This window comes from Clostridium sp. CM041, assembly GCF_055081035.1.
This window is the reverse complement of record NZ_CM143648.1, coordinates 126,655-140,036: the sequence shown is the minus strand read 5'-3', so window position 1 is coordinate 140,036 and position 13,382 is coordinate 126,655. Positions and strand designations below refer to the sequence as shown.

General features: G+C 31.7%; 14 protein-coding genes. 1 reads left to right on the top strand and 13 read right to left on the bottom strand.

From position 1 onward, the window contains the following. The first annotated feature begins 353 nt into the window (after positions 1-353). Positions 354-2,000: a putative manganese-dependent inorganic diphosphatase gene (locus ACWJJT_RS00670; RefSeq protein ID WP_462955668.1), complete on the top strand. Its 1,647-nt coding sequence runs from the start codon at positions 354-356 to the stop codon at positions 1,998-2,000. Between the two features lie 214 nt (positions 2,001-2,214). Here the strand turns inward: ACWJJT_RS00670 and ACWJJT_RS00665 are convergent, their stop codons facing one another. Genes ACWJJT_RS00665 through fliO form a run of 13 tightly spaced genes read right to left on the bottom strand, consistent with a single transcriptional unit; the run spans position 2,215 to position 13,373 of the window. Continuing rightward, a complete protein-coding gene (locus tag ACWJJT_RS00665) occupies positions 2,215-3,015 on the bottom strand; it encodes a flagellar hook-basal body complex protein (RefSeq protein WP_462955667.1) in 801 nt (266 codons plus the stop codon). Between the two features lie 43 nt (positions 3,016-3,058). Then, on the bottom strand, positions 3,059-3,841 hold the full coding sequence (locus ACWJJT_RS00660; protein WP_462955666.1) for a flagellar hook-basal body complex protein: 783 nt from the start codon (positions 3,839-3,841) through the stop codon (positions 3,059-3,061). Next, positions 3,838-4,029, bottom strand: coding sequence for a hypothetical protein (locus ACWJJT_RS00655; RefSeq protein ID WP_462955665.1), 192 nt, complete (start codon positions 4,027-4,029; stop codon positions 3,838-3,840). The genes ACWJJT_RS00660 and ACWJJT_RS00655 overlap by 4 nt, the downstream gene beginning before the upstream one ends. Before the next feature lie 8 nt (positions 4,030-4,037). After that, positions 4,038-4,541 carry a hypothetical protein gene (locus tag ACWJJT_RS00650; RefSeq protein ID WP_462955664.1) on the bottom strand — a complete coding sequence of 168 codons (504 nt, stop codon included), beginning with the start codon at positions 4,539-4,541 and terminating at the stop codon, positions 4,038-4,040. A gap of 17 nt (positions 4,542-4,558) precedes the next feature. Next, positions 4,559-5,293, bottom strand: coding sequence for a FliA/WhiG family RNA polymerase sigma factor (locus tag ACWJJT_RS00645; RefSeq protein WP_462955663.1), 735 nt, complete (start codon positions 5,291-5,293; stop codon positions 4,559-4,561). A 12-nt stretch (positions 5,294-5,305) separates the two neighbouring features. Continuing rightward, complete coding sequence (locus ACWJJT_RS00640) at positions 5,306-5,941, bottom strand: flagellar brake protein (RefSeq protein WP_462955662.1); 636 nt, start codon at positions 5,939-5,941, stop codon at positions 5,306-5,308. A gap of 21 nt (positions 5,942-5,962) precedes the next feature. Further along, a complete protein-coding gene (locus tag ACWJJT_RS00635; protein ID WP_462955661.1) occupies positions 5,963-6,823 on the bottom strand; it encodes a MinD/ParA family protein in 861 nt (286 codons plus the stop codon). Next, on the bottom strand, positions 6,817-7,995 hold the full coding sequence (gene flhF / locus ACWJJT_RS00630; RefSeq protein ID WP_462955660.1) for a flagellar biosynthesis protein FlhF: 1,179 nt from the start codon (positions 7,993-7,995) through the stop codon (positions 6,817-6,819). The genes ACWJJT_RS00635 and flhF overlap by 7 nt, the downstream gene beginning before the upstream one ends. Beyond that, positions 7,992-10,058 (bottom strand): flagellar biosynthesis protein FlhA, encoded by a 2,067-nt coding sequence (gene flhA / locus ACWJJT_RS00625; protein ID WP_462955659.1) that lies wholly within the window; start codon positions 10,056-10,058, stop codon positions 7,992-7,994. Before flhA ends, flhF begins: the two co-directional genes overlap by 4 nt. Positions 10,059-10,063: 5 nt before the next feature. Continuing rightward, positions 10,064-11,908 (bottom strand): fused FliR family export protein/FlhB family type III secretion system protein, encoded by a 1,845-nt coding sequence (locus ACWJJT_RS00620; protein ID WP_462955658.1) that lies wholly within the window; start codon positions 11,906-11,908, stop codon positions 10,064-10,066. Between the two features lie 11 nt (positions 11,909-11,919). Continuing rightward, entirely contained in the window at positions 11,920-12,189 is a 270-nt protein-coding gene (gene fliQ / locus ACWJJT_RS00615) for a flagellar biosynthesis protein FliQ (RefSeq protein ID WP_462955657.1), read from the bottom strand. 10 nt (positions 12,190-12,199) lie between these two features. Beyond that, on the bottom strand, positions 12,200-13,024 hold the full coding sequence (gene fliP, locus ACWJJT_RS00610) for a flagellar type III secretion system pore protein FliP (protein ID WP_462955656.1): 825 nt from the start codon (positions 13,022-13,024) through the stop codon (positions 12,200-12,202). Further along, positions 13,008-13,373 (bottom strand): flagellar biosynthetic protein FliO, encoded by a 366-nt coding sequence (fliO, locus tag ACWJJT_RS00605; protein ID WP_462955655.1) that lies wholly within the window; start codon positions 13,371-13,373, stop codon positions 13,008-13,010. Before fliO ends, fliP begins: the two co-directional genes overlap by 17 nt. Positions 13,374-13,382 lie beyond the last annotated feature (9 nt).

The following is a 13,382-nucleotide window of genomic DNA, read 5'->3' as shown; positions in this document are numbered from 1 at the left end:
TCTTACTATCACGTACAGATCCTCTTGGCTTATTATCATCCTTTGTATTATTATTTGGCACTTGTTCGTTAATCACTTTCTTACCCTCCTTATACTTGTCTAAGATAGATAACATTTGCTAACCAATGCCGCTCCCATAAGTCACTATATTTTCTATTCATACTAATATATGTATTTATTCACTTACATATGAACAGAATATAGTGTATTATTTAATTAACATTGGTTTTTTCTTTACAATATAAGAGTTTGATTATAAAATAATATTAGCAACGATTGCTAATTAAAAATGACAATGAGTATAACAACTAATAATTGTTATACTCGCAAGAACAATACAAGGAGGCCCACACGTGAAAAACATTATTTATATTACTGGCCATAGAAATCCAGATACTGATTCTATTTGCTCTGCTATTGCTTATGCAGAGTTTAAAAATAAAATGGGGAAAATACCTGCAGTTCCTATAAGACTCGGTGAAGTTAATAGCGAAACGGAATTTATTCTTAACTACTTTAATGTAGATCAGCCTGAGCTTATAACTACAGTTAAAACGCAAATTTCTGATTTAGATATAGACGCTGTAGCTCCAATTTTACCAGATATTTCTCTTAAAATGGCCTGGTCCATTATGAAAAAAAACGGCACTAAAACTCTACCTGTTATCGACGAACATAATCAATTAGCTGGTGTGGCATCAGTTTCGAATCTTGCTGCAAGCTATTTAGATGTTTGGGACAATACTATTCTTGCCAAAAGCAATACAACTCTTGATAATATTTTAGATACTCTATCAGCTAAATGCGTGTGCAAACCAAAAGATACATTTAAAATAACTGGAAAGATTATTGTAGCTGCTATGCATCCAGAAAGCACAAAATCTGTAATTGAGGCTGATGATGTTGCCATATGTGGAGATAGAGAAGATACCCAGCTCTTAATAATTAATTGTAATGCTTCTCTTTTAATAATTACAGGAAACCATTCTCCAACAGATGAAGTTATTGAACTTGCAAAAACTAATAACTGTACAATAATAGTAACCCCTTTCGATACTTTTACAGCTTCTAGACTAATAACTCAAAGTATCCCCATCGATTATGTTATGAGCAAAAAAAATATTGTAAGCTTTAATACAGAAGATTTTATTGATGAAATAAAGCCTATTATGATTGAGACTAGATACAGAAGTTATCCTGTTACTGATGAAGATAATAAAGTCATTGGAAGTATATCTAGATACCATCTAATATCAGAAAACAGAAAAAAAATCATACTTGTAGACCATAATGAAAAAGCCCAATCTGTATTAGGTATAGAAGATGCTGAAATACTAGAAATAATTGATCATCATAGAATTGCAGATGTGCAAACTGGTATGCCTATATATTTTAGAAATGAACCTGTAGGTAGCACTTCAACAATCGTAGCATCCATATTCTTTGATAATGGAATTAGGCCTTCAAAAAGCACTGCCGGTCTTCTATGTGCAGCAATAATTTCCGATACATTACTACTAAAATCTCCTACTTCTACACTAGTCGATGAACTTATTTTAAATAAATTAGCTCAAATTGCTAATTTAAATGTGGAAGAGTTTGCAAAAAAAATGTTTAAAGCCGGTACATCACTTGAGGGTAAAACCGCTCAAGAAATTTTTTACCAAGACTTTAAGACCTTTACCCTTAATACTTTTAAAATAGGAGTATCACAAGTTGGTACAATGTATATTGAAGGCTTTGACCCACTGAAAGATAGCATGATAGATTTAATGAATAAAAAAGCCAAAGAAGGTGGCTATGACTTGATTTTACTAATGCTAACTGATATATTAAATGGCGGTTCAGTATTAATAGCTACAGGGGAACATAAGGACATTATTTCAAAAGCCTTTGATGTTACTCTAACTGATAGCGGTGTATATATTCCTGGTATAGTTTCAAGAAAAAAACAAGTTATACCCCCTATTACAGCTGCCCTAAGTAAAATAAACAAATAAAAACAAAGCATATATTATAAATAATATATGCTTTGTTTCTATTTATATATTATAATTTTTAAAATCCACATTTTCATCCCTACTATGATTATATTATTATGTATGTACCTACTAATAATATATTGAGGTTTTGCTTTAGTTTAAAAACTATTTTTTTATTCTGACAATCAAAAAAAGACATACTATTAAAAGTACATCTTTTACAAAAATAAATTTATTTACCCCGAAGGTTATTAGCCATTTGCCACATTTCATCAGCAGTTTTTAAAGTAGTAGAACTAAGCTGGAAAGCCCTTTGTGTTACAAGCATTTCCGTCATTTCTGTTGTAATGTCAACATTAGATAGTTCTAAGTACCCTTGCATAACAGTATAATCACGGCTTTTCATAAGTTTTGTACCAGTCTTTGGAATAAACAAATTATCCCCTACAGAAATCATTGAATTATCGCCTACAGCATCTAAAACCATTATTTCTCCCACAGGCCTATCTATATTTCCATTTTTTATAGTTACAACACCATGTGAATCCACACTAAAATTGTTTTTATCAAATTTATAAGGTCCATTCACTTTATTAATATCATTACCCTTATCATCAATTATACTTAATCTATTTCCGTTTTGATCAACTATAGTTCCACTTGAATCTGTAAGAAAATTACCGGCTCTTGTATAAGCCCTGCTATTATCCGGCTTTACCACTTCAAAATAACCGTTTCCATCTATAGCGAAATCAGTTGTTAGGCTCGTCTGCGTAATCGGGCCCTGTACATTATCCCTTATCCATTCGGAGGCCCGAACTCCAGTGCCATTTTGAAGTATTGCTTTACCTTCATCGTCTTTTGACACTGGATATCCCTTTCTATCAAGTGATTCGTAAACAAGATCCTTGAAATTTACATCAAGTTTTTTATACCCGTTGGTATTTACATTTGCAATATTATTTGATATAGAATCTAATTTTTCCTGTTGGGCCATCATAGCACTTTGACTATTCCATAAAAGTCTTAACATCTGCGTCGCTCCCTCCTAACTACTTAATACTCATTTAATTGTTTTATCTTACTGTTCCTATTTCATTTACAGCTTTTCCTAAAGTCTCATCGATAGCTTGTATAACTTTTTGGTTACTTTCAAAATTCCTCGTAATTGTCATCATATTTATAATTTCACTTGTAACATTAACATTGGATTTTTCTAGTGAATTTTGTTTAACAGTAATATTTGGATTTTCAATAGGATTCGTCCCATCAAACAAATTATCCCCAACCTTTTTAAGACTCTTATAATCCCTAAAATCCACTGTATTAAATTTATATTGGTTTACACCATTAACTGAAATATTTCCGCTATTATCTACTTGAAGTTTACCATCACCTACAAATATGGGTTGTGTTGAATTGGTTGCTTTATTTTTACCTAAAACCCTATCTCCGCTATCCGTTACTAAATACCCAGCTCCATCAACATGAAAATCACCACTTCTGGTATAATAATTTTTAGCGGAAACCCCATCATCCCTTTGCACTGTAAAAAAGCCAGTTCCGTCTATTGCAAAGTCTGTAGCTTTATCCGTCGCCGTCAGAATACCTTGGGCAAAATATGTGTTTAATTCGTCGATTTGACTTCCCATACTTAGTGACCCAATAGTGTTCTTCGTATTCCCACCATTTACGATTTTATCACAATTTTGTATTAACACATCATCAAATTTTTTAATAGAAAGGTTGTCACTTTTAAAACTATTTGTATTCGCATTTGCTATGTTATTAGTTACGATGCTTTGTTTAGCCTCTCCAGTTATGAGCCCTGTAACTGCGGTATAAAGCCCTCTAATCATTTCCCCACCTCTTTATTAGTTATTATTGGCATTTCATCCGGGTAACGCATACCATACCCTCTAGCCTTTATTTCAATCTTACCTTTACTCGTTTCATAATTTATCTTTGCACCGCTTAATAAAATAGAAGTCATAATCATGCCTATTCCTATTCCTATTAGAAGTTTCCTATCGCTTAGAAAGTCCATTAAACTTTTTATCTTATATACAAATCTTTTATTAATAGTACTTCCCCCTTACCTAAATGCACTATTTCTGATATTTCGTCCAAGGAATATTCCTCACTAAATAATCTTTTTATTTCCTCAACCTTTGCACTACTTCCATTATTACTATTAATAGTAATTCGTTCTTCTACAATAATTTCATTATTTGTTTCATCCACAGTAATCTTATTATCATCACTCTGTTGAGGTTCATCTATAATAGTTTTGAAATTATTCTTATTTTGCTTATCTTCATAGTTTTTATGTAATATATTATTTTCCCCCATAATTTCTTTCATATTAATTAATTCACTTTGGAGTTCCAATATAATGTCAGAAAACTCTTCTCTAAGTTCCCCTAGTTTAATGTCATAATCATAAGTATTTTCTATAGCATCTCCTAGCACTCCATTAAATGACTTATTCTGCTTTTTAATAGATAACCCATTTAAAATCACAAGAATTAACCCAACAAAAATTAATAAACCCGGCATATAAATCACCTCAAATTTTATACTATTTCATATTTTAGTTTCACTAAAGCTTTTCTTAAATTTATCAGCGCTCTGCTATGAAGTTGACAAACTCTTGATTCAGATACACCCAAAATATTTCCTATTTCTTTTAATGTAAGACCTTCATAATAATATAAAGTTAAAATCATTTTATCTTTTTCTTTAAGGTTTTCGAGCCCCAACGCTAAGTATTCAATTTGCTCTTTTTCTTCTAAAGCTTTTTCTGGGCTTGTACTCTTTTCGTCTTTAATTGTACCACTAAGTGGCATATCATCATCATCATCCGAAAAAATAAAATCCTCTAATGAAACTATGGCTATATAATTTATATTGTTCTCAATTTCAGCTACATCATAAATTGAAATACCTAATTCACTTGCTATTTCACGGCTTGAAGGTTCTCTGAAAAAACGTTTCTGTAGCCGTTCAATAGCCCCATTATATCTATTAAGCTTATCCATGGCACCTTTTGATATAGGACTATTTCGCCTAAGTTCATCAATCATAGCACCTTTTATTCTTATTGATGCGTAACTTGAAAATTTCATGCCTTTAGTATTATCGAATTTTCCCAGGGCATCCATAAGTCCTAGCATACCATAACTCATTAAATCTTCATATTCAACATATTTAGTTTTTCCAATTATTACTCTAGACGCAATATATTTAACTAAAGGTATATGGCTTTTCACAATTTGCTCGCGTATATCAGCTGCACTTGCTATGGACATATAAACACCTCCCTAAATTTTTTTCATTTGTTCTCTCATAAGTTGAAATGTAAATTTAATAACTTTTTCGCGTATTGAGTTATCTAAAGATTCAAAGCTCAAGCCACAAACAAACCTACCTTCATCATCTTTTTGGATTCTTTTTGCTTTCCCCACTATAAGTATGTCCTCTTTATTTACAGTTAAGGACACCAGAATAAAATCATTAAGCTTTATTTCCTCCTGCACCTTAATTCTCATACCACAACCACTTAAATCAACTAATACAGCCTTTAAACATTCACTCTTATCCATGATGCTAGGATTAATTTTTGGCTGGTTCTTAATATTTTTATACTTAACGTTTCTTATTAATGGTACTCTAACATATTCTCTTCTCTGAATCTTCTTAATTTCCTTAGGTTTTGATATAAGTAAAATAGGTATATTTTCAAATTTACGTCCTATAATTGAAGACTTAAATTTATAAATATTTTTCTCCTCATAATAGATCACCTCTATAATAGTTCCCTTTGACAATAGAAGATATTTACCTGATTTAATAGGAATACTAATTGAAATATCATTCTCTGTTATATCTTGTATATTACTCTTAAAATATTTCTCATCAACTAATATTTCCAATTTCTTATTTAATTTAAAATTCACTTTAGACACTCCCACATCTCCTTATGAAAAAACGCTGAAAATTTTCTTAAATAATCCTTCTATCCCCATACCACCAGACTTTTCCGTCATGCCTTCAATTTTACTTGCAATATTATTTATATCCTGAGCTGCCTTAGAATTTGGATAACTTATTATCACAGGTTGTTGCGCTCTTACTGCATAAGTTAATTTCTTATCTTCACAAATATTACCTAAATATTCTAGTTTTATACCAATAAATTTAGTAACAGCATTATTAAATTTATTAAAAGTATTATAAGCTTCATTATTATCAATCGATCTATTTACTATAACTTTTGCAAAATTCTTAATATTAAAATGATTAACAGCCTTTAATAGACTATATGCATCTGTAAGTGAAGTGGGTTCTGGTGTTGTTACTATTACTAAATCCTCACAGCAAGCAATAAATCCCAAAACACTTTTACTTACACCTGCACCTGTGTCCATTATTATATAATCAAGTCCTTTTAAAGCTGTAAGCTTGTTTAAAAACATATTTCTTTGAGATTGCGTCAAATCCTCAACTTTTGTAAGGGCTGATCCACCCGGAAGAAGTTTCACCCCAAAAGGTCCACTTATAACGATCTCCTCAATTTCTTTACCTTTATTTATAACATCAAATACGTTGTGTCTAGACAAGCATCCCATTATAATATCATCATTTCCCATCCCTATATCTGCATCAAAAATCATAACTTTCTTTCCCATCTTTTGAAGTGCTATAGATAAATTCACTACTATATTGCTTTTACCTACTCCTCCTTTACCAGAAGTAACAGTTATAATTCTAGGAATTCTATGGTCACCCTCATCATTTCCAACTGCCATTTGTCTCAATCTTTGCGCTTGATCTAACATACAGTATCCTCTCCTAATATAAAACTAACAAGTTTCTCAGGGGATAACTCCTTAATATCATCAGGTACATTTTGACCAGTTGATACAAAACTTAAAGGTATTTTTGCAATTTCTAATATATTAAGTATAGGCCCATATGTGGAAGTTTCATCTAATTTAGTGACTATTATACTATTATAATGCAAAATCTCATATCCTTCAATAATATGTTTAATATCTTTATTCTTCGTTGTAGAACTTATCACTAAATGAATATTTTTTGTATCAGCCTTATCCACAAATGTTCGGAGTTCAGAGATTTGCATTTTGTTTTTACTACTTCGGCCTGTAGTATCAATCAATACCACATCACATTCACTCATACTTTCTATAGCCTTGTCCATGTCATCCATATTATATACTACTTTAAAAGGTATATTCATAATGTCAGCATAAGTTTTTAGCTGCTCTACAGCTCCAATTCTGTAAGTATCTACAGTAATTAATCCTACTTTTTTTTTCTGAATTAAAGCTAGCTTTCCTGCAAGTTTCGCTATGGTTGTAGTTTTACCTACACCTGTAGGCCCTACCAGCACTATTCTACCTTCTAATTTTGGTTTAGTAACATTAATCATTTGTTTTAATACCATTTTCAATTTCTCATATTCGCTATCTTCCAATTTAATGTTTTTAACTTTCATCATTATATTTTCAATAATTTCACTATCTACATCATTGTCCTCTAATATTTTTTCTATATCACTTTTATTATTAGACCCTTGGCTCGTACCACTTGCGAGATCACTAATCATAGTTTTCATCTTCATCATTTCACTCATTAAGTCTTTTGAGTAATTATCACTCTGAGCGTCGCTTTTTTCCAGTGCATATTCTAAAGGTTTATGTACTACCTTTTTTGGCTTTTGAGCCTCCATAGGATAATCTTTAATTGCCTTTTCCTGCTGCACAACTTTTTTAATTGCTTCCATGCCCTTTACAACATTTCTACCTTGTTCATTTATTTCATTTTCAACCGCAGCCGTTACCTCTATGCTCTTTGTGGAAAATAACCCTTTCATTCCTGGCTTTCTAATTTTTCTTTGACTTATAATTACAGCATCACTGCCTAGTTCATATCTTATTCTCGTCATAGCTTCGTTCATGTTATTAACTATGTATCGTTTTATAATCATTCTAGCGTCACGACTCCTTCAGTTTTAATCTCAACTTCATTTGGTATTTCATTAAGAGAAAGCACGCAGACGCTAGGGAATACCATTTCAATTAATCGTCTAAAAGCTGGTCTTATTTTAGGGGATACTAATATTACTGGTTGGTTATTGTGAAAATAAATTGTGCTAATATTCCTTTTAATTGAATTTAATATTTTACCTGTAGTATCTGGATCTACAGCTGGAAAAGAACCCTGTATAGATTTTTGAATGTTGCTAGAAACAATATTCTCAACTTCAGGCGAAAGCGTTATAATTGTTATACACCCATTCTCATCAACCAATCCATTACAAATACTTCTTCCCAGTGAAAAACGAACATATTCTGTTAATACTTCTATATCCTTAGTTATTCTAGAATTATCCGCTAAAGACTCTAAAATTGTAACCATATCCTTTATAGCTACCTTTTCTTTTAATAAACTTTGAAGAACTTTTTGTACTTCACCAATAGTCATAAGATCTGGCAACAATTCCTCAACTACAGTATTATATTTTTCTTTTACCGAATCAATTAATAGTTTTGTTTCCTGCCTACCTAGAAGTTCAAAAGCATGACTCTTAATAGTTTCTGTTAAATGAGTTACCATCACAGTAGTTGGATCTACCACTGTGAATCCCTTGATTTCAGCATCTTCTCTTTGGTCATTATTTATCCACACAGCAGGAAGTCCAAATGTTGGTTCAATAGTGTTAATGCCTTGAATCGTAATATCTTCAGAATTTGGGTCAATGCAAAGGAGCATACTTGGCATTAACTCGCCGCGAATTATTACAGTTCCTCGAATCTTAACCACATATTCATTTGTTTTAAGTTGCAAATTATCTTTAATTCTAATTGGCTGAACAACAATTCCCATCTCTATTGCACACTGCCTTCTTACTGAGGCAATTCTTTGTAATAAATCTCCTCCAGAGGCTTCATCTGCCAGTGGTATTAGTCCATATCCTATTTCTATTTCCATAGGCTCTACAGATATCAGATTCATTACATTTTCTGGTTCTCTATTTTCAGTTTCATAATTCTCTTGCTCGATGCTTTCTGTTTTCATAATATTTTGATCTTTTTCGTCTTTATGTAAATAATAAGCACTTGTTGCTGTAGCCACCGATAGTATAATGAAAACAAGATGAGGCATGCCTGGAATTGCAGCCAAAACTAATAACACCACTGATGCTAGAGCAATAACCTTTGGAAATGCAGTAAGCTGAGATGTTACTTGAGTTCCTAAATTTTTATTGCTACCAGACCTAGTAACCAAAATACCAGAAGCTGTTGATATTAAAAGCGCCGGAATCTGACCCACAAGACCATCACCAACCGTAAGCCTAATATAAGTGGTTGCCGCTTGTGCAATTGGCATTTTAAGCATCACAACACCTATAATTATTCCACCAAAAATATTAATTATGGTAACAATTATACCGGCTATTGCATCTCCCTTTACGAATTTGGAAGCTCCATCCATAGCTCCATAAAAACTAGCTTCATCCTGCAATTTTGTTCTTCTTTCTCTTGCCTGGTCCTCTGTTATGACACCTGCATTCAAATCAGCATCAATACTCATTTGTTTACCTGGCATAGCGTCTAGTGTAAATCTAGCAGACACCTCAGATACTCTACCCGCACCTGCTGTAATAACTACAAACTGTATAATAATTATTATTAAGAAAATAATTATTCCAACTACATAATTACCTCCAACAACAAATTCACCAAAGGCTTCAATTATATCTCCTGCATAAGCCTCTGTTAATATTAGTCTGGTAGATGAAATATTTAGCCCTAATCTTAAAAGGGTTGTAATTAAGAGTAGCGTTGGAAAAACTGAAAATTGCAACACTTCTGTTGTAAACATTGTTAATAGCAAAATTACAACTGCTATTGTAATATTAAGTGCAATTATTACATCGAGAAGCTTTGGTGGTAATGGAATAATTATCATTAAAACTATTCCTATTACTCCCAAAGCAACTAAAACATCCAAATTATTTTTTATGCTATATTTTGCTCTTTCAGCCACACATATCATCCTTTACTTTTTTTCTTCAGTTTAAATACCAACGCTAATATTTCTGCTACAGCTTGATACATATCCGCTGGAATTTCTGAGCCCAAATCTAATTCCTTATATATTAACCTTGCTAAAGGTTTATTTTCAATAATTGGAATATCATTTTCACTTGCAATTTCTTTTATTTTTATAGCTACATTATCCACACCAATAGCTACAACTATAGGGGCCCCTTCACCACCTTGCTCATATTTAATAGCAATGGCTATATGAGTTGGATTTGTAATGACCACAGTAGCATCAGGTACTTCTTGCATCATTCTACTAGATGCCATTTCTCTTTGCTTTTGCCTAATTTTCGATTTAATCTGTGGGTCTCCTTCTTGTTGTTTATATTCTTCTTTAACCTCTTGCATACTCATTTTTAACTCTTTATTATGCTTGTATTTCTGATATGCGAAATCAATTATAGATATTATAAGCATAATTATACTAATTTTGAAAAATATAGATACTACTAACTTTCCAAAAGCAACTAAAACAGCTTCTATTTTAAGACTTCCGTAGTTCATTATATCCATATAATTACTTTCAACAAAATTATATGCTACAACTCCAATAGTTGTGACTATAGCTAAGTTTTTCACTAAATCCATTAAGGATCTTGTAGAAAAGATTTTCTTAAATCCACTTATAGGACTTAGTTTTTTTAAATCAGGTTTAAGTGGTTCACTTGTAAATATAAACCCAGATTGCATTAAGCTTGCAACCACTCCCATTATCATAATAGGCACCATAATTGGTAAAATCACAAGGCCGAATCTAATTATAGAAACAAGAAGTACAGTTTTAAAAGTATACTCCGTAACATTAAGTGTTAAATAATTTCCTAAGAAAAGACTTAATATTCCTTTTAAATTGCCAAGGGTATACGCACCGAACATAATCATCAAAAGTGTTGATGTGAAAAGCGTAAAGGTAGAAGATAATTCCTTACTCTTTGCTACTTGACCCTTTTTCTTTGAGTCACTTTTCTTTTTAGGAGTAGCTTCTTCAGTTTTTTCACCACTATCTGCAGATATGATAATAAGCATGGGTAATACTCTGTAAAAAGCTTTAATTATATCTGAAATAGTGTAAAAAGAATTTACTATTAACTTAATAGCAGCTGGCAGCACTAAAATAAAGCAACTGAGTCCTACTATTATTTTTATTGGCATACCTAAAATCATTACATTTAATTGTGGTACTGTTCTTGATACGAGTCCCATACTTAAATCGGTTATAATGATTATTAAAATAATTGGAATTGCTATTTTTACTCCAAGTGTGAAAAATTCTATAAAAATTTTCACCATCATCATAGCTGATTGCTGATTAAGTATAAACTTTCCAATATTAATAACGTTGAAAGAATCGATAATAGCCCTTATTAACATATGATGGCCATCTACCACAAAAAACATCACCATACTTATCCAGTAAAGTAAACGCCCAAGCAAAGTAACGTTCTCATTAGATATAGGATCAAACATGCTCATCATAGAAAACCCAACTTGAAAATCCATAAGCTGCCCAGCCATCTGTGCTGAGAAGAAACAAAACTTTGTCATGTACCCGAGTGTTAAACCCGTGATAACCTCCGCCATAATAAACATTACTAGCGCAGTGTTATTATTAATCAAATTTACATTTTCATAATTAACACCAGGTAAAATTAGAAAAGTGAAAACAACGCAAAATCCAACTTTTGCCATTGCGGGAGTAGACTTAGGAAAGAAAACAGGTATACCCATAAAGAATGCTGATATTCGCAGTAGCACCATTATAAATCCTAAATAATAAGCTGTACTAATCAATATTACTCCACCTAACCTCCCATATTAGCAATAAGTTCAAAAATTCTAGTTGTAAAACTAACTATTGTATGAAGCATCCAACTACCCATTAGTAATCCCATTACTGCTACTGCCAGCAGCTTTGGCACAAAGGTTAATGTTTGCTCCTGAATTTGAGTAGTGGCTTGAAATATACTTATAATTAGCCCTACTACAGTGGCTGTAAGTAGAATTGGAGCAGATACCATTATTGCAGTTTGAATAGCATCTTTTATTACAGTTAACACAATATTCTCGGTCATTTAATTCACCTCAACTAAAACTCATAATCAACGATTTTACCAATAAATTCCATCCATCAACCATAATGAATAGCAATAATTTAAATGGTAAAGAAATCATAACTGGTGGCAGCATCATCATTCCCATAGCCATAAGAATACTACCCGTAACAATATCTATTATAATAAAAGGTATAAATAACAAAAATCCCATTTCAAAGGCTCGCCTTAGTTCACTAATTATAAAAGAAGGTACAACTGCATATAGGGGCACTTTATCATAAGTGAGTTTTGGTTTTCCATCTTTCATTACTACATTACCTTTTGCATCAATTTCATTTTTAACTGTGTCTTCTAATTTTCCTACTTCTAAAAAGAGTTTTAAGTCCTTGGATCTTGTCTGTTTTAACATAAAATCTCTCATGGGCTTCGCCCCCTTATCAAGTGCAACCTGTTGAGTTATTTTATTATTCAAATAAGGAGTTAAAGCATCGCTATTAATCTTTTGAAATGTTGGCGCCATAGTAAAAAACGTTAAAAATAGTGCTAGTCCAATTATGACCTCTTTTGGTATTGCCTGCTGAATTCCAATAGCACTTTTAAATAGGGATAGCACTATAATAATTCTTACAAAACTAGTAGTCATTATAATAATCGAAGGCATCAGAGTAAGTACTGTAAGAAGCATTAATAGTTTAATATTGTCAACATATTCAGTTGGCGTATTTGCATTATCAACTGAAATATTAATTTTAGGTATTGGAAGCGGCGCTGCATTTACAGTTTTCAATGTAAAAATCCACATTATTGCCATAACCAAAGCAAAAATAAACAAGTTTTTATTTTTTCTTTTCATCTTTAACACCCTTTTTTATAATATGTTTTTTAAATAATTCCTTTATTTCTTCATATTGTGGTACTTCTTTACTATTCTCGATGGCAATAATTTCTTTCCCAGGTAATTCAAATAAAATATTAATTCCCTTTGAACTAGAAGATACCGCATATGCTTTTTCACCTATTTTCACAACTATAATGCTATTTTCCTTAGACAGCGCAACCCTGTCTAACACTTTCATATATCTACCATCTTGCAATTTTTGAAGTTTATTACCACCATATTTTAATGATGCATATAATAGAAGTAATATCACAGGTAAAAATACTATAATTTTTAAAATTAACATCCAAAATTCTACATCCATTATTTTATC

Bases quoted from the DNA above. Each gene is read 5' to 3' on its own strand.
- ACWJJT_RS00665 (WP_462955667.1), bottom strand. From the start codon at position 3,015: ATGTTAAGACTTTTATGGAATAGTCAAAGTGCTATGATGGCCCAACAG.
- ACWJJT_RS00660 (WP_462955666.1), bottom strand. From the start codon at position 3,841: ATGATTAGAGGGCTTTATACCGCAGTTACAGGGCTCATAACTGGAGAG.
- ACWJJT_RS00655 (WP_462955665.1), bottom strand. From the start codon at position 4,029: ATGGACTTTCTAAGCGATAGGAAACTTCTAATAGGAATAGGAATAGGC.
- ACWJJT_RS00650 (WP_462955664.1), bottom strand. From the start codon at position 4,541: ATGCCGGGTTTATTAATTTTTGTTGGGTTAATTCTTGTGATTTTAAAT.
- ACWJJT_RS00645 (WP_462955663.1), bottom strand. From the start codon at position 5,293: ATGTCCATAGCAAGTGCAGCTGATATACGCGAGCAAATTGTGAAAAGC.
- ACWJJT_RS00635 (WP_462955661.1), bottom strand. From the start codon at position 6,823: ATGTTAGATCAAGCGCAAAGATTGAGACAAATGGCAGTTGGAAATGAT.
- flhF (WP_462955660.1), bottom strand. From the start codon at position 7,995: ATGATTATAAAACGATACATAGTTAATAACATGAACGAAGCTATGACG.
- fliQ (WP_462955657.1), bottom strand. From the start codon at position 12,189: ATGACCGAGAATATTGTGTTAACTGTAATAAAAGATGCTATTCAAACT.
- fliP (WP_462955656.1), bottom strand. From the start codon at position 13,024: ATGAAAAGAAAAAATAAAAACTTGTTTATTTTTGCTTTGGTTATGGCA.
- fliO (WP_462955655.1), bottom strand. From the start codon at position 13,373: ATGGATGTAGAATTTTGGATGTTAATTTTAAAAATTATAGTATTTTTA.